This window comes from Streptomyces sp. SS1-1, assembly GCF_008973465.1.
Classification (GTDB): domain Bacteria; phylum Actinomycetota; class Actinomycetes; order Streptomycetales; family Streptomycetaceae; genus Streptomyces.
Genome location: NZ_WBXN01000004.1, coordinates 640,518 through 660,921, shown reverse-complemented (window position 1 = coordinate 660,921; position 20,404 = coordinate 640,518). Strand labels below are relative to the sequence as shown.

The following is a 20,404-nucleotide window of genomic DNA, read 5'->3' as shown; positions in this document are numbered from 1 at the left end:
CGCCCCGCCGCCCGGTGACCAGCAACTCCGTCTCCCGAGAGAGCTCCCATGTCGAAGATCCTTTTCGTGATGACCGGCGCCGACCACCTGACGCTCGCCGACGGCACCGAGCACCCCACCGGCTTCTGGGCCGAGGAGGCCGTCGCCCCCTACGAGGCGTTCAGGGCCGCGGGCCACGAGATCACCGTCGCCACGCCGGGCGGTGTCGTGCCGCCCGTCGACAAGGCGAGCCTCGCGCCCGAGTACAACGGCGGCCAGGAGGGCGCGGACCGCGTCGCCGCCGTACTCGCCTCCATGACCGAACTCGACGCGCCGCTGCGCCTCGAGGACGTGCGCCTCGACGACTACGCCGCCGTGTTCTACCCCGGCGGCCACGGTCCCATGGAGGACCTGGCCACCGACGCCGCCTCCGGCGACCTGCTCATCCGCGCGCTGCGCTCCGGCAAGCCGCTCGGCGTCGTCTGCCACGGCCCGGCCGCGCTGCTCGCCGCCACCGGTGACGGCGGCAACGCCTTCGCCGGCTACCGGGTGGCCGGGTTCACCAACGAGGAGGAGACCCAGGGCGGCCTCGCCGCCCGGCTCACCTGGCTCCTCCACGACCGGCTCACCGAGGCGGGCATCGAGGTCGACGCGGGCGAGCCGTGGGCCCCGCACGTCGTCACCGACCGCAACCTGGTCACCGGCCAGAACCCGGCGTCCTCGGCGCCCCTCGCCGCAGAGCTGGTCGAGCGCCTCGGCTGACGGCCGTCCGGCGCGGCGGCGCCCCTCAGGGCTCCGGCGTCTCGGACTCCAGCGCGGCGCGTGTCGGGGGCCCGTAGACGCCGGACTCGTCGTCGAGGACGACCCGGGTCAACTGGTAGGCGCGCACCGCGCTCTCGACGGACCCGCCGTACAGGCCGTCGGCCTCGCCCGCGTAGAGGCCGGTCCGGCGCAGGCGGAGCTGGAGTTCGACGACCTCGGGGCCCCGGTCGCCCGGGCGGAGGACCGGCGGGTCCCCCGACTGTCCGGTCGGGGAAGGGGCCTGGCCGCCTGACGGGGCCGTGCCGGACGGGCCCGCCGGCGGGGTGCCGGACCCTTCCGTCGGCGTGGGGGAGACGCCGGTGGACCGGGTGGCCGAGGGCGCGCCCCCGGACGGCCCGGACGATGCCGGGGAGGCGGTGGCGGAGGGCGCTCCTGCGGTGGCGCTGCTCCCGGACCCGGACCCGGACCCCGCCCCGGCCCCGGACGACGTGGCGTCGGGGAGGGGGGCCCGCAGGCCGCCGTCGGCGGCGCCGCCGCGCTCCGGGCCGTCGTAGCCGAACAGACCGCCGAACGACGCGCCCGTCACCGCCACCGCCAGCAGGGCACCGGCCCCGGCGATCAGCGGGGCGCGCCGGCGGCGCGGCCGCTCCGGGGCGGCCGGTGACTCCTCGTCGGCGGTGGGGGAGGGGAGAGCCGGACTCCCGGTCGGCAGCTCCCCGGCCAGGGGCGGCGTGTCCGCACCGCCGTCGTCCGCCTCGTCCAGACCCACGAACGGACGGATCCGCACCGGATCGAAGTCCTCCGCGGCCGCCACCTCCGCCGTGCGCACCTCGCGCCGGGCCTCGGCCGCCCGGTCCGCGCAGTCGCAGGCGGGGGTGCCGTCGGGCGCCCGTGCGGCACCGCAGGCCGGGCAGACGAGACGGTCGGGTTCGCTCACGTGGGGGTCCTTCTCCATACGAGCCCCAGAGTGTAGGCGTAAGTTCAACACTCAATCTCCACGCCGGGGGAGGATGGCGAAGGCCCGTCCCCGGGCGGCCGAAAGCAGCCGCACCCCTCAGGCCGGGCGGCGCGGCGAGGCCCCCGTGGCCGGCCGGCCCATGTGCCCGGCGAACCAGTCGCGGGCCAGCTCGGCCACCGTGCGCAGGGCGCCGGGCTCCTCGAAGAGATGGGTGGCGCCCGGGACGACGGCGATCCGGTGCTCGCAGTGCATCCGGTCCGCCGCCAGCCGGTTCAGGCTGAGCACCCGGCGGTCCCGGCCGCCGACGATGAGCAGCGTCGGCGCGCGCAGCCGGGTCAGCGCCGCCGGAGTCGCGAGGTCGGGCCGGCCGCCCCGCGAGACGACCGAGCGGATACCGGAACCGGACAGCGCGGCGGCCTCCAGCGCGGCCGCCGCCCCGGTGCTGGCGCCGAAGTAGGCGACGGGCAGACCGGTCTCCGCGCGCAGCCACACGGACGCGGCGTGCAGCCGCCGCGCCAGCAGCAGGATGTCGAACACGTTGTGCCGGTCGTGCGCCTCGGCGTCGGTGAGCAGGTCGAGCAGCAGGGTGGCCAGGCCCGCCCGGTGCAGCGCCGCCGCCACGTACCGGTTGCGCGGGCTGTGCCGCCCGCTGCCGCTGCCGTGCGCGAAGGCCACCGCCACCGTGGCCCCGTCCGGCACCACGAGCTGTGCGCCGAGGTGCGCCCCTGCCGCCGGCACCCGTACCTCGCGGTCCACCGTGGCGGCGGTCGCGGGTGAGTCGTCTTCGGCGGGTGGGTCGGACGCCCCGGTTCCCGTGGCCGGCGCCTGTCCCTCGGGGTCTGCCGTGGTTCCCGTGGCCGACGCCTGTACCTCCCGGTCCACCGCGGTGGCCGTCCCAGGTGTGCCGTCCCCGGCGGGCGGGTCCGGCCCCCCGGTCCGCGCGAGCAGAAAGACGACCTCCGCGTCCGGGACCTGGGCGAAGTCCCGGTACCAGGCGCCCACCGAGCCGAAGTCCCAGGGCGTGCTCGGGCACACGACCGCGTCGGCCACCTGCCGCAGCCGGGCCACCGAACGCTCGGGCGCCACGGGCACCGCGAGGACGACCCGGGCCGCGCCCTGACCGCGTACCACCCGGCAGGCGGCCTCGGCGGTGGCGCCGGTGGCGAGTCCGTCGTCCACCACCACGGCCGTACGGCCCGCCACCGGTACCGGCTTCCGCTCCCGCCGGTAGGCGCGCACCCGCCGCTCCAGCTCCGCGCGTTCGGCCGCCTCGACCGACTTCAGGGCGGACGACGTGATCCCGGCCGCGGCCATCACGTCCTGGTTGAGGACCCGGACGCCGTGCTCGCCGATCGCCCCGAACGCCCACTCCGGCCGGCCGGGCACCCCCAGCTTGCGCACCACCAGCACGTCGAGGGGCGCGCCCAGGCTCCGGGCGACCTCCGCCGCCACCGGCACCCCGCCGCGCGGCAGGCCCAGGACCACGGTGTCGCGGCCCCGCAGCTCCGGAAGCTCCGCCAGCTCCCCGGCGAGGAGCCGTCCGGCCGTCCGGCGGTCGTCGTACCGCATAGCCGCCTCCCGCACCCGCGAGGACCGGACCTCCGCCGTGCCCGTGCCTTCAGGCTACGACCGTTCCGCGCCGCCCTCAGCGCCGCGCCGCCCGCGTAGGAATGCGGCACTCCGGATCGGGTAGGCGGGCAGGACCGCGCCGAGGCCGAACCATGCCCTTGGCGGGTTGTACGACCGCCGCTACCAGGGGATTCGCCATGAACACACCCGCGCACGACAACTCCGCCACACCGGCCAGGCGCGCGCTGGACGCGCTGGCCGACAACACCGAGGACCGGGCGGCGATGGACACGCTGGCGAGCAGCGACGTCCTCGTGCCCGTGCCCGACGACGCCGGTGACGGCGACGCCATGGACCCCGGTGTCGTGGCGCTCCCGGTGATCGAACGCTCGGGCGCCGAGCCCGTGGTCCCCGTGTTCACCTCGGAGCCCGCGATGGCCGAGCTGCTGCCCACCGTCTCCCGCTACCGTCTGGTGCCGCTCGGCGCGCTGGCCTCGCAGTGGCCCGCGGACGAACTGGCCCTGTCGATAGACGCCGGGTCCGAGCACCCGCTGACCCTCACGTCCGAAGGGGTGCGCACGCTGCTGGCCCGCCCCTGAACACGCCGGAGGCCCGGCGCCGGCCCGCTCGCCGGGTCAGGCGCCGAGCATCCGGGCCAGTGCGGCACGCTGCAGGGGCAGCACCTCGGCGTGCAGGTCACGCCCCTTACGGGTCAGGGTGACGTACACGCCGCGCCGGTCCTCCGCGCAGACGGAACGCTCGACGAGGCCGTCCTTCTCCAGGCGCCCGATGAGCCGGGACAGCGCGCTCTGGCTCAGATGGACCCGCCCCACGAGGTTCTGGACCCGGCAGGCCGAGCCCGTGTCGGGGACGGAGGACACGAGGATGTCCAGCACCTCGAAGTCGCTGGCGCCCAGTCCGTGCGGATGCAGGACGCGGTCGATCTCGCACATCGTCCGGGCGTGCACCGACAGGATGTCCCGCCACCGTTCCTCGAGCCCCGCCTCGGCCGTGTTCGCTGCCATACCCGCACGGTAGCACCGTTCGGAGCATTTGTTGACCGTGCAACTAGTGCGTGCGCACGGGACGCCCGAACGCCTCCGGACGGGTGCCGATCAGGCGGTCGGATCCTGGAGCAGTCCGACGGGATTGCCGTCGGCGTCGCGCAGCGAGGCGATCAGCCGGCCGCCGCCGACGTCGTGGACGTCCTCCACCGTCTCGGCGCCCGCCTCCACCAGCGCGGCACTGGCCGCCCGGATGTCGCTCACATGCCAGTAGGGGACCGGGCCGGTCATGCCCTTCGCGTGCCCGTTGGGGTCCAGGCCGACGTCCTGCCCGGCGTCCTTGAAACCGACGTAGTACGGCTCGTCCACATACGGCTCCACGCCCAGCAGCGCGCCGAAGACGGCCTTCGCCGAGGCGAGGTCCTTGACGGGGTAGATGATCGTGCGGGCTCCGGCGGTCATGGCGTCCTCCTGCGGTGAGCTGTGCCGACGTCCCTCGTCGGTGCTCCCACGCTAGGACGCGCCGCACCGGACGGCTTCTCGATTCCTGACCGGCTGCCGGCACCACACCCCGCCTCCCTTTTCCGGCCGCCCGCCGGACCCCACCACCCCCAGCCGCCGCGTCCGGAACTCCCGTGGTGTGCGGACACGAACTCCCGTGCTGTACAAGGACGTTCGGTACCGGACAACGACTCCTGAGTCCCGGACACGGCGGTGCGCCCTGCGGGACAGTGGAAGCACGCGCCACGCCGCGGCCGGCCGGACGGAGGGGAACGACATGCTGAGGACTCCCGTCGACGAGACGCGCCTCGCCATCCTGGAGTGGCTGAGAGATCCGGTCGCGCACTTCCCCGCGCGGCGGCACGGCGACCCCGCCGAGGACGGCGTCACCGCCGCCGCCGTGGGCGCGCGGCTCGGCGTCCCCCGCGAGGTCGCCGAGACCCACCTCGCCCTCCTCGCCGGCCTCGGCCTGCTGCGCGCCCGGCGCGTCCGGCGCCGCACCCACTACCGGCGCGACGAGGTACGCATCGCCGAGGTGGCCCGCATGTTCGAAAAGGGCTGGTGAGCGGCGGGGCCCGTACGCCGTGAGCGGTGCGCGAGACGGGTGACCGGCGGGGCCGATACCCTGGTGTCCGGCCGCGATCACCTCGCGGCGCGGCGGTGGGGCCCGCCGTACCCGAACCGCGGCAGTGCGCCGCCAACGGTCCCTACTTGCAACCGCGCGGCCCGCTGCCGGGGCCCAGGCGAGTAGGAGACGACCCGTATGACCACCCAGGACACCGACCCCCTGCGCGCCCCCGCGCGGGCCGCCCGGCCGCCGGCCTGGCGGGCCCAGGTGCCGGTCGTCGCCGTCGTCGCGCTCGGCGGGGCCCTCGGCGCCACCGCCCGCTACGCGATCTCCCTGGCGTTGCCCGCCGAGCCGGGCGCGTTCCCCTGGGCGACCTTCTGGGCCAACGTCACCGGCTGTGCCGTGATCGGCGTCTTCATGGTCCTCATCCACGAGAGATGGCCGGGTCACCGTCTGCTGCGCCCCTTCTTCGGCACCGGCGTGCTCGGCGGCTTCACCACCTTCTCCACCTACGCCGTCGACATCCGCACCCTCGTCGACGACGGGCACCCGCGCACCGCGCTCGCCTACCTCGCCGCGACCCTGGCCGCGGCGCTCACCGCCGTCTGGCTCGCCTCGACGGCCACCCGCCACGCCCTGAGGAGGCCGTCATGACCGGACCGGCCGGCCGAGCCCTGCGCCTGACCGTCCTCGTCGGTGAACACGACACCTGCCACCACCGCCCGCTGTACTCGGAGATCGTGCACCGGGCCCACCGGGCCGGTCTCGCCGGCGCCAGCGTCTTCCGCGGGATCGAGGGGTTCGGCTCCTCCTCGATGATCCACACCTCGCGGCTGCTGTCGCTCAGCGAGGACCTGCCGGTGGCCGTCGTGATCGTCGACACCGAGGAACGCGTCCGCGCCTTCCTGCCGCAGCTCGACGACATCGTCACCGAGGGGCTCGTCACCCTCGACGCGTGCGAGGCCATCAGGTACACCGCCCGCACCACGTCCGGGGAACCGGGGGAAGGGGAGGCACCGGCGTGAACTGGCTCCTGGTCATCGCGGGAGCCGCCGTCGGCGCGCCCCTGCGCTACCTCACCGACCGCGCGGTGCACGCCCGCCACGACTCGGTGTTCCCGTGGGGCACCTTCACCGTCAACATCGCCGGCTGTCTCCTCCTCGGCCTGCTCACCGGCGCCGTCGCCGCCGGCGCCGCGGGCTCCTCCGTCCGGCTCCTCGTTGGCACCGGCCTGTGCGGCGCCCTCACCACGTACTCGACGTTCTCCTACGAGACCCTGCGGCTCGCCGAGACGGGTGCGGGGCGCTACGCCGTCGCGAACGTGGCGGGCAGCCTGGTCGCGGGACTCGGCGCCGTCTTCCTGGGCGTGACGATCGCCGAGGCGGTGTGGGCGTAGGAGGCCCCGGGGACCCCGCTTGACAGGGGCCACCACTCGAACGGACCATCGGTTCCGTGAACCTGTCAGACAGCCGGACAGCCGGACAGCCGCCGCGCCGGGTCAGCGCCATGGAAGCCGTGCTGGCGCACCTGCGCGACGCCATCGAACGCGGCGACTACGCCGTGGGCGACAAGCTGCCCTCCGAGGCGGAGCTGTGCCGCACCCTGGAGATCAGCCGGCCCGTACTGCGGGAGGCCCTGCGGGCCCTGCAGACCATGGGTCTGACCGTCTCCAAGACCGGCAAGGGCACCTTCGTGGTCGCCCGCAACGTCGAGGAGCCCGTGTTCGGCGACTACACCGCCGGCGACCTCATGGAGGTGCGCCGGCACGTGGAGATCCCGGTCGCCGGGTACGCGGCGCGGCGCCGCACCCCGGAGAACCTCGACCACCTCGCGCACCTGCTGGACCGCATGGAGCGGGAGACGGACACCACCGCGTGGGTCGCGATGGACACCCTCTTCCACCTCGGCGTCGCCGAGGCCGCCCAGAACCCGGTCTTCCGCCGGGTCATCGAGGAGATCCGCGACGCGCTCGCCCGCCAGTCGGCCTTCCTCAACGAGCTCGGCGGCCGCCGCGAGCAGTCCGACCGCGAGCACCGCGCGATCCTCCGCGCCCTGACCGACGGCAGCGAAGCCGGCGCCACCGAGGCCATGACCCACCACCTCGACCGCGTCGGGACCACCCTCACCGACATCGTGCGCCGCGGGCGCCCCGACGGCGCCACCCCTGCCGCCGGGCACCGGGCCCCGAACCCCAGGCCCGCCACGTGACCCCCGTGACGGCCGGACACCCCTCACCGACCCACGACCCCCAGGCAGTGATGTACACCAGCACCATGGCGGACGCACCCCTTGTCCGCGCCCCCCTGCACGCCCCCGTCGCCCACCTCATACGCAGCGGTGTCATCGAGGGCACCCACCACGGCTCCGTCGTCGTCCTCGGCCCCGACGGCGCCGTACGCTTCCAGCTCGGCGACATCGAGGCCGCCTTCTACCCGCGCTCGGCGATCAAGCCCGTCCAGGCGGTCGCCATGGTGCGCGCCGGGCTCCCGCTCGACGGAGCGCTGCTCTCCCTCGCCGCGGCCAGCCACTCCGGCGAGGAACAGCACCTCGCCGGCACCCGGCGCATCCTCGAACTCGCCGGACTCACCGAGGACGACCTGCGCAACGTCCCGGACCTGCCGTACGACCCGGTCGTACGGGACACCTGGGTGCGCGAGGGCCGTCCGCCGTCCCGGCTCGCCCAGAACTGCTCCGGCAAGCACGCGGCCATGCTGTACACCTGCCGGCTCAACGGCTGGTCCCTGGACGACTACCTCGACCCCGCCCACCCGCTCCAGCAGGCCATCGCCGAGATCGTCGAGGACCTCACCGGGCAGCGCGTCGCGCGGGTGAGCGTCGACGGCTGCGGGGCGCCCCTGTTCTCCGTGTCGCTGCACGGCCTGGCGCGCGCCGCCGCCCGCATCACCACGGCCGCGCCCGGCACCCCCGAGGCGCGCGTCGCGGACGCCATGCGCACCCACGCCGAGATGGCCTCCGGCTCGGGCCGGGACGTCGCGGCGCTCATGCGGGCGGTGCCCGGACTGCTCGCCAAGGACGGGTTCGAGGGCGTGCAGGTCGCCGCCCTCCCGGACGGGCGGGCCGTCGCCGTGAAGATCGCCGACGGGGCCGACCGGGCGCGTGTCCCGGTCGCCGCGGCGGCGCTCGCGTGGGCCGGTGTCGACCCGGCGTCGCTCACCGAGTTCCGGGGCGAGGCCCTGCTGGGCGGAGGCCGCGAGGTCGGCCGGGTGCGGCCCGTCCCCGCGCTGGAGCCCACACCGGCCCCGGCCCCGGCCTGACAGCCGGACCGGCCGCGGGACACGCGGGCGATCCCCCGGAAGGGCATGATGTGATCATGGCAGCGTCGACGTCGTCCCTGACCTTCCAGCCCGTCCTGGAGCGCATCGCCGAGGAGATCGAGCGGACCCCCGGCCGGGGCCGGCCCGCCGACTACATCCCGGCGCTCGCGGCCCGCGACCCGCGCAGCTTCGGCATGGCGGTCGCCGAGCTCGACGGCACGGTGTACGGCGTGGGGGACTGGCGCGAGCCGTTCTCCACGCAGTCCATCACCAAGGTGTTCACCCTCGCCCTGGACCTGGCCCGTGAGGACGACGCGCTGTGGGAGCACGTGGGCCGCGAGCCGTCCGGCACCCCCTTCAACTCGCTGGTGCAGCTGGAGTACGAGAACGGCATCCCGCGCAACCCGTTCATCAACGCCGGCGCCCTCGTCGTCACCGACCGCCTCCACACCCGGACCGGCGACGCGGCGGGCGAACTGCTGTCCTTCCTGCGCGCCGAGAGCGGCGACGCGAGCCTGGACTTCGACCTCGACGTGGCCGCCTCCGAGACCGGGCACGGCGACCGCAACGCCGCCCTGGCCCACCTGATGGCGTCCTACGGCAACATCGACAACCCGGTGCCGGTCCTCCTGGACGCCTACTTCCGGCAGTGCTCGATCACGGCGTCCTGCGCGGACCTCGCGCTGGCCACCCTGTTCCTGGCCCGGCACGGTGTCCGCGCCGACGGCTCCCGGCTGCTCAGCCTGAGCCAGGCCAAGCAGATCAACGCGATCATGCTGACCTGCGGCACGTACGACGCCGCGGGGGACTTCGCCTACCGGGTGGGGCTGCCCGGCAAGAGCGGGGTGGGCGGCGGCATCATCGCCGTCGTCCCCGGCCGCTGCACGCTGTGCGTGTGGAGCCCCGGGCTGGACGAGCACGGCAACTCGGTGGCCGGCGTGGCGGCCCTCGACCGGTTCACCACGCTCACCGGCGTGTCGGTCTTCTGACGCCGCCCGGTCACTCGGTCCGCCCGCGCGTCACGAGCGACACGGCACCCGCTCCCACCCCGGCCGCGCCGGCGATCGCGCACGCCTCCGCCCAGCCCGGCGTCTCCTTCCCGGGAGCCCGCGCGGCCACCACCGGCACCGCCCTGGGGCCCGGCCCGGGGCGGGACCGGCGGCCGTCGAGCGATCCGACCGGTTCGACGTGCCCGGCCGCGCCGAACCCCCAGTCGAGCAGGGCGGCCGCCTCCTCGTACACGGGGTGCCCGCCGCCCGCCCGGGGGTTGAGCACCGTCACCACGAGGGTCCGCCCGCCCCGGCCGGCGGCGGCGATCAGCGTGTTGCCCGCCTCCGTGGTGTAGCCGTTCTTGACGCCGATCGCGCCGGGGTAGCGGGCCACCCCGTCCGCCCCGGTCAGCAGCCGGTTGGTGTTGCGGATCCCGTACGGCCGGCCGCCGTCACCGGGGAACAGGGCCTCCGCCGTGCCGCAGTACCGCGCGAAGTCGGCGTTGCGCAGCCCCGCCCGGCCGAACACCGCCAGGTCGTACGCCGACGACACCTGGCCGGGCGTGTCATAGCCGTCGGGCGACAGCACCCGGGTGTCCAGGGCGCCCAGGGCCCGCGCCTTCTCCTGCATCCGCGCCGCCGTCTCCCGCCAGCCCCCGTTGAGCGCGGCCAGCACGTGGACGGCGTCGTTCCCCGAGCTGAGGAACACCCCGCGCCACAGGTCGGCGATGCGGTACGTACGGCCCTCCGCGACGCCGACCAGGCTGCTTCCGGCGCCGATGCCCGCGAGCTCCTCGGGGCGCACGGTGTGCGGGACACCGGCGGGCAGCGTGGGCAGCACCGTGAGGGCGAACAGGGTCTTGAGGGTGCTGGCCGGGGGCAGCGGACGGTGCGCCTCGTGGGCGGCGAGGACCTCGCCGGAACCGGCGTCGGCGACCAGCCAGGAGCGCGCGGAGAGCCGGGGCAGCCTCGGCGCGTCCGCGTGCGGCCGCACCTGGGTGCCGGACCGGTACAGCAGCGCGGGCGGCGGGGTCGCGCGGGGCCCGCGCGGCGGGTCGGGGTCGTGCCCGGTGAGCGCGGACGCGGAGACGGGCGCCAGCGCCAGCAGACCGGCCGCGCCGAGGGCGCAGGCGGACACGAGGATCCGGGCGGTAAATCCGATCTTCATACTGACAACGTAGGAAGGGAAGTCCGTTCCGGGCCGCTGCCCGGGCCGGGCGGGCCGCTCCGGCACCCGGACGGGCGATGCCCGCCGGTGTGTCAGCCGCCCGGCAGCGTCGGCTGGACGCGCCGCAGGAAGGTGGCGTTGTCCGGGGTCTCCCGCATCCGCTCCAGCAGCGTCTCGGTGCCGCTGTGGCCGTCGCGGCCGCGCAGGGCCCGGCGCAGGCCGCGTACCGCGGTCAACTCGGCGGGGGTGAGCAGCAGTTCCTCGCGGCGGGTGCCGGACGGGTCGATCTCGACGGCCGGGAAGACCCGGCGGGAGGCGAGCTCCCGGCTGAGCCGCAGCTCCATGTTGCCGGTGCTCTTGAGTTCCTCGAAGAAGAAGTCGTCGGCCCGGGACCCGGTCTCCACGAGGGCCGTGGCGAGGATGGTGAGCGAGCCGCCCTCCTCGGCGAGCCGCGCGGCGCCGAAGAACCGCTTCGGCCCCTGCAGAGCGGCCGCGTCGACGCCGCCGCTCAGGGTGCGGCCACCGGACGCGGCCGCGTTGTTGTGCGCCCGGCACAGCCGGGTCAGCGAGTCGAACAGCACGACGACGTCCTCACCGGCCTCCACGAGCCGCTTGGCCCGCTCGATGACCAGCTCGGCCAGCGCGATGTGCTGCCTGGGCGCCCGGTCGAACGTCGAGGCGTACACCTCGCCGCGCACGGAGCGCCGCATGTCGGTGACCTCCTCGGGGCGTTCGTCGAGGAGGACGACCATCAGCCGGCACTCCGGGTGGTTGCCGGCGACGGCCGCCGCGATCTGCTGGAGCAGCACGGTCTTGCCCGTCTTGGGCGGGGCCACGATCAGCCCGCGCTGCCCCTTGCCGACGGGGGCCATCAGATCGGCGACCCGCCCGGCCGGGCCGGACGCCGGGTGCTCCAGACGGATGCGCTCGCGGGGGTGCAGCGGGGTGAGGTCGGCGAAGCGGGGCCGCTCGCCTCCGGGGACGCGTCCGTTGACGCGGACGACGTCGGTGAGGGTGCGGCGCTCGCCGCGTTCGCCGTCGACGAGGTCGCCCTTGCGCAGGCCGTACCGGCGGATCAGCGCGGGGGAGACCTGCGGGTCGGCGGGCGAGGGGAGCAGGCTCGCGGCCCGCAGGTACCCCTTCCCGCTCGCGTCGACGTCGAGCACGCCGGTCACGGCGTGGACGGTGGTCCGCTGGGGTGCGGCCACGGGGTGTTCGAGTGTGGTGGTCATGGTGGGGTCCTTTCGGAAGGACGGCAGAAGTCATACGCGGGGGGAGGGGATGCCGCGGAGACGGGAAGGCGCGAGACGGGCCTTCGGGTGCGGCGGGGAACAGCACCTCGCCGAACGGTGCGAACCGCTGGTCACTGAGGTGGAAGAAGAAGCCGCCGGTACGCCGACCGGCGAACTCGGGAGAAAGACAGGCACCGGAGCCCACGACGGGGCGTGCACAGATGCTGACTCGACGGTAGCACGCGGATGCGCCGCGTGGCGAGAGTCCCGTGAAACGGGTGGACGGCGGCCCGCGAAAAGCCGCCGTCCTCGCGGCCCTGGGGCCGGCCGGTGAACGCCTACGCGGACCGCGCCTCGGCGTCCGCGAGGATCTGGTCGAACTGGGCCCCCATGGCCTCCGCCAGCGCCTGGGCCCCGGACAGCGGGCGGACCATGACCATGAAGTCGTCGATCAGCCCGTCCTCGTCGACGGACAGGAAGTCGCACCCGGTGATCTGCTTGTCGCCGACCCGCGCGGTGAAGACCAGCGCATGGTCGCGGCCGCCCTCGTCATGGATCTCGCGGACGTACCGGAAGTCCTCGAAGACCCGGACCACACCGCGCAGGATCGCCGCCGTGATCGCCTTGCCGGTGTACGGCTTGAACACCACCGGGCTGGTGAAGACCACGTCCTTGGCCAGCAGGGCCTCCATGGCGTCGGTGTCGCCCGCCTCGACCGCCGCACGGAACGCGTGCATCCGGATCACCTCATAGTCAATTAGTTGAGTAGGTGCGGACGACAATAATCACCCGCTGTTACGGTGTCCACATGTCCCTCAAGTACGCCGTGCTCGCCGCCCTGCTGGAGGGCGAGGCCTCCGGCTACGAGCTCTCCAAGCTCTTCGACATCTCGTTCGCGAACTTCTGGCCCGCGACCCCGCAGCAGCTCTACCGGGAACTGGAACGCCTCGCCCAGGACGGCCTCGTCGAGGCCCGGTTCGTACAGCAGGAACGACGGCCCAACAAAAGGATGTTCACCCTCACCGCGGCCGGCCGCGACGAGCTGAGCGCCTTCGCCGCACAGCCGCCCCGGAGGCCCACCGCCATCCGTGACGAGCTCCTGATCAAGGTGCAGGCCATGGACGATCCCGGAACCGCCCGCGCCCTGGTCGAGGAGCGGCGGAGCTGGGCGCGCGGCAAGCTCGACCGCTACGAACGCGTCCGTGAACGGCTCCTGGACGGGCGCACCGAGGAGGAGTACCTGGCGGAGGCGGAGCGCGTCGGGCCGTATCTCACGCTGCTGGCCGGCATCTCCTTCGAGGAGGAGAACCTGCGCTGGTGCGAGCGGGTCCTCGCGGTCCTCGGACGACGCGTCGCGGCCGGGTGACGCCGATGTTCGCTCCCGAGGGACCCAGCCTGCGCGAACTCACCGTCCAGGCCCTGTCGTCGGTCGAGCACGGCTACGACCTGCTCGCCCCCAAGTTCGACCACACGCCCTTCCGGACCCCGGACTCCGTGCTGACCGCCGTCACCACGGCCCTCGCGCGCGGCGGCCCCTACGACGACGGCCTCGACCTGTGCTGCGGCACGGGCGCGGGCCTGGGCGTCCTCGGCGAGCTGTGCCGGAGCAGCGTCACCGGCGTCGACTTCAGCGCGGGCATGCTCGGGATCGCCCGGGAGCGGGGCGAGGCGGTCCGGAACGCGGGTGCCGGGCCACGGGTGCGCTGGGTGCGCGCGGACGCCCGCGCCCTGCCGTTCACGTCCGCCTTCGACCTGGTGGTGAGCTTCGGGGCGTTCGGGCACTTCCTGCCGGGCGAACTGCCCGGTCTCTTCGGCCAGGTCCACTCCGTCCTGCGGCCGGGCGGCCGCTTCGCCTTCCCGGTGGTGGCGCCGCCGCGCCCCACGTCCCCCGCCTACTGGGCGCTGCTCGGGTTCGACGCGGTGATGCGGGTGCGGAACGCCGTGCGGCGGCCGCCGTTCGTCATGTACTACCGGACCTTCCGGCTGGCGGAGGTGCGCAGGGGCCTCGAAGACGCCGGGTTCGAGGTGACCTGGCAGCCGCTGCCCGGGTTCGGGGCGCGGGGGGACGGCAGCCCGCGGGTGCGGATGGTGGTGGCGCGACGGCCCTCCGGGTGAGCGGGTGGCGCCCGACCGGGTGAGTTGGATTTCCGAACCCTTCGCCAGCTGAGGGTTTGTTTTTCAAACTCACTTGGCTATCGTGGCCGCGTGAGCACCTCGACCGACACCGAGACCCGCGTCGACCCCGCCTGGTATTCCTGGGAGGGGGCGCACGGCGGCCATGTCGCCGCCCTCGCGCTGACCGCCGTCCGCGACCGCTTCGCCGGCGGAGCGCATCCGGTCCGCACGCTGACCACCCACTACCTCGCGCCCGTGGACGGCGCTCCGCTGCACTTCTCCGGCACCGCCCCGGCCGCCCCGGGCCGGCGCACGGCGACGTGTGTGTTCACCGGCCACCAGAACGGCCTCCCGGTCGTCCTCGGGTCCGCGCTCTTCGGCGCCCGGCGTCAGGGCGGTGTACCGCACGAGGCGCGTCCGGCGCCCCGCGTGCCCGGCCCCGCGGACTGCCCGCTGCTGCGTCTCCCGGCCGACCTCTCCCCGTTCTCGCGGCAGTTGGAGATACGTCCCGCGACCCCGGACCGCCCCCTCGCCGGCGGTGAACGGGCCGAACTCACCGCGTGGATCCGCTTCCTGGACGGCCGGCCGCTCGACGCCGCAGCGGTCGTCACCCTCACCGACGTCCTGCCGCCCGCGCTGTACGCCGTCTGGGACACCCCGCGTCCCGTTCCCACCGCCGAACTCACCGTCCACCTCACCGACGCCCTCGACGAGGGCGCCCCCGGCGGCTGGGCGCTGGTGAGGATCCGCACCGAACACGCGGGCGGCGGCTGGGCCGTCGACGACAGCGTTGTCTGGGCCGCCGACGGCCGGCTGCTCGCCCTGGGCCGCCAGTCGAGGGTCGTGCGCCCTCAGCCCGCCGCCGGGACCGTGAACTCGTAGACCAGGGCGTCCTGGTGGGCCTCCACCACCAGGTCCGTGATCTCCAGCGGGCGCCCGTACTGGTCGTGCGAGCGCCGGGTGACCCGGACCGAGGAGCCGCCCGGAAGCCGCGTGATGGCGTCGCGGTGATGCAGTGTCAGGCCCGCCCGGCGCATCCAGTCGTAGGCGCGGCGCAACTGGGCCGCACCGGAACCGTCCGCACGGTCCCGGTAGCGGGCCAGCTCCATCACCTCCGCCAGCGCCACCGCCGAGAACGTTGTCACCGCCGTGCGCCGGGCCCGTCCGTCGGCGCCGGTGGACTCGTACCGGTGCACCAGCGTCGGCCGGTGCCGGTCGATCCCCAGCGCCTCGGCGTGCTCCGGCGACGGCGGCTCCCAGACCGCCATGGTCCGGTCCACGGCGGCGGGACCCGCGGCCCGGGCGCCGATCGGGAACGCCACCGACGTCGGCGCCTCGACCGGCAGCCCCGGCAGACTGGCGTGGCTGCCGCGCCGGTCGGTGGCGACCAGGCCGCTGCGGCGCAGCACCTCCAGCGCCTGCCGTACGGTTTCCCTGCTGACTCCGAAGTGCCCTGCCAACTGGCGTTCCCCCGGCAGCCGTTCGCCGGGCGGGATGGTGCCGTCGCGCAGCTCGCCCAGCAGCTGGGTGGCGATCCGCCAGTACAGCGGCTGCGTGGTGGTGAGGGGGCGTTCGTGCGGGGTGGTGCGGACCATGCCGCGCCTCCTGATCCGGTGACGTGTGGTAGCCGTGCGGGCTCCTTGCGTCACCAGATCCAAGCATTGGTCTAAACCAGGAGGGAAGGGTGGGCCTCCATTTCGGCTGAAACCGCGTGGTCGCGCACTGACTCAGAGTGAGGCGTACACGGCGTCGACCAGGGCCGTCTTGCGGGGATCGTCGGCGATATGCGGCCCCATCCGGTTCATCACATACCCCAGCGACACCCCCGCCTCCGGGTCGGCCAGACCGCAGGATCCACCGAAGCCGTCGTGTCCGAAAGCCCGCGGGTTCGGCCCGTACGAGCCGTTCGGGCCGCTGAGCCACAACCCGAGCCCGATCTCCGTCTCATGGCCCAGCCCGGCGCCCAGGACCAGATCGAGGCACCTGCCCTGTCCCTCCCGCACCCGCTCGGCCGCCCCGGGGGAGAGGATCCGCCGGCCGCCGTACGAACCGGCACCCGCGAAGATCCCGTACAGGTCCGCGACCGCCCGCGCGGTGCCGTGCCCGTTCGCGGCGGGGATCTCGGCCGCCCGCCAGCCGGGGGTGTTCGCCTGGTCCGCGCCGATCGGCGGATTGGCCAGCGCCGCCAGTGCCAGGGGCGGCAACGCGGCGGGCGCGGCGGCGCCCTCGCCCGCCGGGCCGGCCGGGGGCTGGACCAGCTCGGCCACCCGGCCGGACTCCTTCTCCGGCAGCCCGATCGTGAAGTCGACACCGAGCGGCCCGGTCACCTCGCGCTCCAGGAACGCCGCCGGCCGCAGCCCCGACACCCGCCGTACGACCTCCCCGACCAGGAAGCCGTACGTGAGCGCGTGGTACCCGGACCGGGTGCCCGGCGCCCACCAGGGTTCCGTCGCCGCGAGCCGACGGGTCGTCAGTTCCCAGTCGTACAGCGCCTGGAGCGTGTGCGGCTCGCGCAGGCCCGACAGGCCGGCCCGGTGCGCCAGCAGATGCCGGACGAGGACCTCCTCCTTGCCCGCCGCCGCGAACTCCGGCCAGTAGGCGGCCACCGGCGCGTCCAGGTCGAGCAGTCCCCGGTCGGCCAGGATGTGCGCGCACAGCGCCGTCGGGCCCTTGGTCGTCGACCAGACGTTGACCAGTGTGTCGCGCTCCCAGGGCCGGCTCCGCGCGCCGTCCGCCCAGCCGCCCCACAGGTCCACCACCGTCTCACCGCCGACCGTGACGGCGACGGCGGCCCCCAGCTCGCCCCGCTCCCGGAAGTTCGCCTCGAACGCCGTGCGCACCGCCTCGAACCGCGGATCGCAGTGCCCGTGCACCCGCGCCGGAAGGTCCGTCATGAGCCGCCCACCCCTCGTCGGAAACCGGAGAGCCGGGGCCACGCCGGTGTGGCCCCGACCCGATCTGAACATACCGACTGGTCGGACTGTACGGAAGGGTCCCGGTACGGTGTGCCGTGAACGGAGTCCGTCAGACGCGGGAGCGCAGCCAGTCCAGCTTGACCGCCTCGTGGTACGGGCCGCCGCCCTCGTGGTCGTTGAACTCGTAGACCTCGATGGCCTTCTCCGCGTGCGCCCACGCGTTGAACGCGGCGAAGACCGTGGAGGGCGGGCAGGTCTGGTCCTCCAGCGCCGCCGAGAACAGGGCGGGTGCCCGGCCGCGCGCCGCGAAGTGGACACCGTCGAAGTACGACAGGGTGCGCAGGACGTCGGCGGTGCGTCCCCGGTGCGTCTTGAGGTAGAGCCCGATCTCCCGGTAGGGGTGACGGTCCGTCAGCGTCGTCGCGCGCGGGAAGTCGCACAGGAACGGCACGTCCGGTGCCACCGCCGTCAGGTCGGGCACCAGGCCGCCGACCGCGATCGCGATACCGCCGCCCTGGCTCTCACCCGTCACGACCGTCCGGGCGGCGTCCGTGAGCGGGTGCGCGCGGGCCGCCTCGACGGCACGGACCGCGTCGGTGAACACCCGGCGGTAGTAGTAGTTCCCGGGCGCCTCGACCCCCCGTGTCATATGACCCGGGAACGCGGGACCGGCGCCCACCGGGTCCGGGGTGTCGCCGCCCCCGCCCCAGGTGCTGCCCTGCCCCCGGGTGTCCATCGTGAAGTGCGCCCGGCCCGTGGACGCCCACAGCAGCTTCTCGTGCGGCAGCCCGCGTCCCCCGCCGTACCCGACGAACTCCACGACCAGCGGCAGCGGTTCGGCCGCCCCGGCGGGCAGCCGCAGCCAGCCCTTGACGGGGTGCCCGCCGAACCCGGCGAACGTCACGTCGTACACCTGGACCGTGGTCAGGCCGGTGTCGACCGGCTCGTAGCGGACGTCCAGATCGTGCTCGCGCGCCTCGTCCAGCGTCCTGGACCAGAAGGAGTCGAAGTCCTCGGGCTCGGCGGACGCGCTGCGGTGGGCACGCAGTTCGTCGAGCGGGAGGTCGAACAGGGCCATGGAGACCACCTTGTGCGAAGAGGGAGCGCCGACACCGCACGCTACGTCGAAGATCGGCACGCTGACCAGGGCTCGGAACCTCGACGAGGCGGGCGGCGGCTCAGACGTTGCGGCCCGTCCACGCCGGCCCGGTGGCGGCCCACGCCCGGTCCCACTCGGCCAGCCGGCGGCGCATCGCCGTATGCCGCACCAGACCGTGACCGAGAACGACGACGGCACCCGCGGCTCCCGCCGCGCACACGCCCATCGTCACCGCGTGCTGCCGGACCGCGGAGTCGTCCGGCGGCGGACGCACGCCCCGGTCGGCGGAGTCCAGCCACACATGGACCGTCTCACCGGGCCGCGTACCCGTGGGCACGCGCACCGCCGCCGTCCGGGGCCCCGTCCCCGGCTCCGACCAGCGGACCGTCACCTTCGACGACGGCTGCCGCCCGGTCTGCGGGGTGTGCAGCGCGCCCGAGACCGTGCGGACGACCATCGCCCGCACCTGCCGGCGCTCCGCACGCTGCTTCTCGGCCGCGGCCTGGGCGCCACCGTGCGCCCACCAGCCCGCGGCCACACTCACCAGCGGGGCGACCACCACCAGCAGGAGGCCCACCCCGAGCAAGGTCCACGTCTCGACGACATCCGACCGGCGCCGCAGTTCGTTGTGCCGCAGACGCCAGCCACGCACCCGGCTTCGCATGCCGTCCAGGTACCCCGAACACCGGCACCTGTTCCCGGGTCAGCCGAAGCGCTCGATCCGGATACGGTCGACCGGCTGGCCCGCGGCGACCAGCAGCCGCGACGCGTGCTCGGCGAACCCGTTGGAGCCGCACACATAGGCCTCCCACCCACCAGGAGGACGCTCGGCCAGGAGCGGCGCCACATGTGCGGCGGACATACGTCCCACGGGCACACCGGCCGGCGCGCTCCGGGTGAACACCGCCGTCGTCTCGGAGCCGTACTCCGCCGCGTAGATCAGCTCCTCGGGGCTGCGGGCCGACACCAGCAGCCGCAGCGGCACGTCCGAGCCCCGCGCGCGACGGTGCCGCACCATCGACATCAGCGGGACGACGCCGGAGCCCGCCCCGAGCAGCAGCGCCGGCCGGTCGCCGGGCCACGCGAAGAACCCGCTGACCGGGCCGCGCACCTCCACGGTGTCGCCCGGCTCGGCCACCGTGTGGAACCAGCCGGACACCTCGCCGCCGTCCACATGGTCCAGCGTCAGCTCGATGTGGCCGGAGTCGTCGGGCGCGGACGCGATCGAGTAGTGGCGCTGCGCCACATAGCCGTCCCGCGCCCGCAGCCGCACCATCAGGTGCTGGCCCGGCAGATGCCCCGGCCAGGCGGGCACGGCCAGCCGGAACGTGGCCACGCGCGGCGTCTCACGGCGGACCGCGGTGACCGTCGCGGTCCGCCACTCGGACGCCGCCCGGTCCTCCACGGCGATACGGCCGGGCACGGCGAAACGGGTCGGGGGAGTGAAGGACGGGGTCGTCCCCAGGGTCTCAGTCACCGGAGTACCGCTGCTCCTCCCAGGGGTTGCCGCGCGGATGGTAGCCGTTGCTCTCCCAGAAGCCCGGCTCGTCGTGGTCGAGGAGGCGCAGCCCCGCGATCCACTTCGCGCTCTTCCAGAAGTACAGATGGGGCACGATCAGCCGCGCCGGCCCGCCGTGCTCGGGCGCGAGCGGCCGCCCGTCGTACTCCCAGGCGATCCAGGCCCGGCCGCCGGTCACATCGGCGAGCGGGAGGTTGGTGCTGTACCCGGTGTGCGCGTAGGCGACCACATGGGTGGCGGACCCATGGGGCCGGACCACATCGAGGAAGGCGTCCAGCGAGACACCGCCGAACCGCACACCGAACTTGGACCAGCTCGTCACACAGTGGATGTCGCCCTCGTACGCGGAGGCGGGCAGGGCGTGCGCCTGCTCCCAGGTCCAGGTCCGCGGCCGCTCCACGAGGCCGTCGACGCGGAACGTCCACTCCTCAGGCGTCAGCTCGGGGGTGACCTCGGCGGAGAGGACGGGCCAGTCGTCCCCGGCGTCGTACTGGCCCGGCGGCAGGGCGGCGTTCGGGACGCGCGGGCGTCCGGTGAAGCCTCGGGTGACGTGCATGGGGTGGGGCCTCCAGGCCGCCGCGGCGACGGCCCGCTGATCCAGGAGCTCCGGAGCTCCGACGGGTTCGACAGGTGCGCGTACCACCGTACGACGTCCCGGCGGAGAACCCGCGCGCGGGAGGCCGGCCGCTCACGGGCGGTGACGGCGGACGGCCGGTACGCGTCGGGACGCGGCGTCGGGACCCGACGGGTA

The 20,404-nt window shown here is 74.6% G+C and carries 25 protein-coding genes; 12 read left to right on the top strand and 13 right to left on the bottom strand.

Annotated elements, in window-relative coordinates; genetic code table 11:
* Positions 1–48: 48 nt before the first annotated feature.
* Positions 49–741 (top strand): type 1 glutamine amidotransferase domain-containing protein, encoded by a 693-nt coding sequence (locus tag F8R89_RS04040; RefSeq protein ID WP_151782650.1) that lies wholly within the window; start codon positions 49–51, stop codon positions 739–741.
* Between the two features lie 25 nt (positions 742–766).
* Here the strand turns inward: F8R89_RS04040 and F8R89_RS04035 are convergent, their stop codons facing one another.
* Positions 767–1,678, bottom strand: a complete 912-nt coding sequence (locus F8R89_RS04035) for a peptidoglycan-binding domain-containing protein (RefSeq protein ID WP_151782649.1) — start codon at positions 1,676–1,678, stop codon at positions 767–769.
* Positions 1,679–1,795: 117 nt separating this feature from the next.
* Complete coding sequence (locus F8R89_RS04030) at positions 1,796–3,268, bottom strand: phosphoribosyltransferase family protein (RefSeq protein ID WP_151782648.1); 1,473 nt, start codon at positions 3,266–3,268, stop codon at positions 1,796–1,798.
* A 197-nt stretch (positions 3,269–3,465) separates the two neighbouring features.
* Between F8R89_RS04030 and F8R89_RS04025 the strand changes: the two genes are divergently transcribed.
* Complete coding sequence (locus F8R89_RS04025) at positions 3,466–3,867, top strand: SseB family protein (RefSeq protein WP_151782647.1); 402 nt, start codon at positions 3,466–3,468, stop codon at positions 3,865–3,867.
* Positions 3,868–3,903: 36 nt separating this feature from the next.
* Here the strand turns inward: F8R89_RS04025 and F8R89_RS04020 are convergent, their stop codons facing one another.
* Positions 3,904–4,293, bottom strand: a complete 390-nt coding sequence (locus tag F8R89_RS04020) for a MarR family winged helix-turn-helix transcriptional regulator (protein ID WP_151782646.1) — start codon at positions 4,291–4,293, stop codon at positions 3,904–3,906.
* Positions 4,294–4,383: 90 nt separating this feature from the next.
* A complete protein-coding gene (locus F8R89_RS04015) occupies positions 4,384–4,734 on the bottom strand; it encodes a VOC family protein (protein ID WP_151782645.1) in 351 nt (116 codons plus the stop codon).
* Positions 4,735–5,050: 316 nt separating this feature from the next.
* On the opposite strand from F8R89_RS04015, the gene F8R89_RS04010 reads away from it, so the two are divergent.
* The 7 genes from F8R89_RS04010 to F8R89_RS03980 all read left to right on the top strand — a co-directional run bounded on the left by F8R89_RS04010 (position 5,051) and on the right by F8R89_RS03980 (position 9,605).
* On the top strand, positions 5,051–5,338 hold the full coding sequence (locus F8R89_RS04010; protein WP_151782644.1) for a helix-turn-helix domain-containing protein: 288 nt from the start codon (positions 5,051–5,053) through the stop codon (positions 5,336–5,338).
* A gap of 198 nt (positions 5,339–5,536) precedes the next feature.
* Entirely contained in the window at positions 5,537–5,995 is a 459-nt protein-coding gene (gene crcB / locus F8R89_RS04005) for a fluoride efflux transporter CrcB (protein WP_151782643.1), read from the top strand.
* Entirely contained in the window at positions 5,992–6,366 is a 375-nt protein-coding gene (locus F8R89_RS04000; RefSeq protein ID WP_151782642.1) for a DUF190 domain-containing protein, read from the top strand. The genes crcB (F8R89_RS04005) and F8R89_RS04000 overlap by 4 nt, the downstream gene beginning before the upstream one ends.
* The gene (gene crcB, locus F8R89_RS03995; RefSeq protein WP_151782641.1) at positions 6,363–6,737 is read left to right on the top strand and encodes a fluoride efflux transporter CrcB; all 375 of its coding nucleotides are present in this window, start codon (positions 6,363–6,365) and stop codon (positions 6,735–6,737) included. The genes F8R89_RS04000 and crcB (F8R89_RS03995) overlap by 4 nt, the downstream gene beginning before the upstream one ends.
* Before the next feature lie 56 nt (positions 6,738–6,793).
* Entirely contained in the window at positions 6,794–7,549 is a 756-nt protein-coding gene (locus tag F8R89_RS03990) for a FadR/GntR family transcriptional regulator (protein WP_225994323.1), read from the top strand.
* Positions 7,550–7,599: 50 nt separating this feature from the next.
* Positions 7,600–8,616 (top strand): asparaginase, encoded by a 1,017-nt coding sequence (locus F8R89_RS03985; protein ID WP_151782640.1) that lies wholly within the window; start codon positions 7,600–7,602, stop codon positions 8,614–8,616.
* A gap of 56 nt (positions 8,617–8,672) precedes the next feature.
* Entirely contained in the window at positions 8,673–9,605 is a 933-nt protein-coding gene (locus tag F8R89_RS03980; RefSeq protein ID WP_151782639.1) for a glutaminase, read from the top strand.
* 10 nt (positions 9,606–9,615) lie between these two features.
* Here F8R89_RS03980 and F8R89_RS03975 read toward each other — a convergent pair whose 3' ends face one another.
* The 3 genes from F8R89_RS03975 to F8R89_RS03965 form a co-directional block, all read right to left on the bottom strand.
* Positions 9,616–10,773, bottom strand: coding sequence for a D-alanyl-D-alanine carboxypeptidase family protein (locus F8R89_RS03975; protein ID WP_151782638.1), 1,158 nt, complete (start codon positions 10,771–10,773; stop codon positions 9,616–9,618).
* A 92-nt stretch (positions 10,774–10,865) separates the two neighbouring features.
* A complete protein-coding gene (gene rho / locus F8R89_RS03970; RefSeq protein ID WP_151782637.1) occupies positions 10,866–12,005 on the bottom strand; it encodes a transcription termination factor Rho in 1,140 nt (379 codons plus the stop codon).
* 338 nt (positions 12,006–12,343) lie between these two features.
* A complete protein-coding gene (locus F8R89_RS03965) occupies positions 12,344–12,742 on the bottom strand; it encodes a nuclear transport factor 2 family protein (RefSeq protein ID WP_151782636.1) in 399 nt (132 codons plus the stop codon).
* 71 nt (positions 12,743–12,813) lie between these two features.
* Here F8R89_RS03965 and F8R89_RS03960 point away from each other — a divergent pair, with 71 nt between their 5' ends.
* The 3 genes from F8R89_RS03960 to F8R89_RS03950 all read left to right on the top strand — a co-directional run bounded on the left by F8R89_RS03960 (position 12,814) and on the right by F8R89_RS03950 (position 15,002).
* The gene (locus F8R89_RS03960; RefSeq protein ID WP_151782635.1) at positions 12,814–13,371 is read left to right on the top strand and encodes a PadR family transcriptional regulator; all 558 of its coding nucleotides are present in this window, start codon (positions 12,814–12,816) and stop codon (positions 13,369–13,371) included.
* A 5-nt stretch (positions 13,372–13,376) separates the two neighbouring features.
* On the top strand, positions 13,377–14,120 hold the full coding sequence (locus tag F8R89_RS03955) for a class I SAM-dependent methyltransferase (RefSeq protein ID WP_151782634.1): 744 nt from the start codon (positions 13,377–13,379) through the stop codon (positions 14,118–14,120).
* A 90-nt stretch (positions 14,121–14,210) separates the two neighbouring features.
* A complete protein-coding gene (locus F8R89_RS03950; protein ID WP_151782633.1) occupies positions 14,211–15,002 on the top strand; it encodes a thioesterase family protein in 792 nt (263 codons plus the stop codon).
* Here the strand turns inward: F8R89_RS03950 and F8R89_RS03945 are convergent.
* The 6 genes from F8R89_RS03945 to F8R89_RS03920 form a co-directional block, all read right to left on the bottom strand.
* A complete protein-coding gene (locus tag F8R89_RS03945) occupies positions 14,972–15,715 on the bottom strand; it encodes a GntR family transcriptional regulator (protein WP_151782632.1) in 744 nt (247 codons plus the stop codon). The two genes, F8R89_RS03950 and F8R89_RS03945, sit on opposite strands and share 31 nt — an antisense overlap.
* A 132-nt stretch (positions 15,716–15,847) precedes the next feature.
* The gene (locus F8R89_RS03940) at positions 15,848–17,014 is read right to left on the bottom strand and encodes a serine hydrolase domain-containing protein (protein WP_151782631.1); all 1,167 of its coding nucleotides are present in this window, start codon (positions 17,012–17,014) and stop codon (positions 15,848–15,850) included.
* A 130-nt stretch (positions 17,015–17,144) separates the two neighbouring features.
* A complete protein-coding gene (locus tag F8R89_RS03935; protein ID WP_151782630.1) occupies positions 17,145–18,113 on the bottom strand; it encodes an acetylxylan esterase in 969 nt (322 codons plus the stop codon).
* A gap of 100 nt (positions 18,114–18,213) precedes the next feature.
* The gene (locus F8R89_RS36585; RefSeq protein ID WP_151782629.1) at positions 18,214–18,798 is read right to left on the bottom strand and encodes a hypothetical protein; all 585 of its coding nucleotides are present in this window, start codon (positions 18,796–18,798) and stop codon (positions 18,214–18,216) included.
* Between the two features lie 39 nt (positions 18,799–18,837).
* A complete protein-coding gene (locus F8R89_RS03925; protein WP_192806038.1) occupies positions 18,838–19,611 on the bottom strand; it encodes a ferredoxin reductase in 774 nt (257 codons plus the stop codon).
* Complete coding sequence (locus F8R89_RS03920) at positions 19,604–20,209, bottom strand: sulfite oxidase-like oxidoreductase (protein WP_151782628.1); 606 nt, start codon at positions 20,207–20,209, stop codon at positions 19,604–19,606. Before F8R89_RS03920 ends, F8R89_RS03925 begins: the two co-directional genes overlap by 8 nt.
* Positions 20,210–20,404 lie beyond the last annotated feature (195 nt).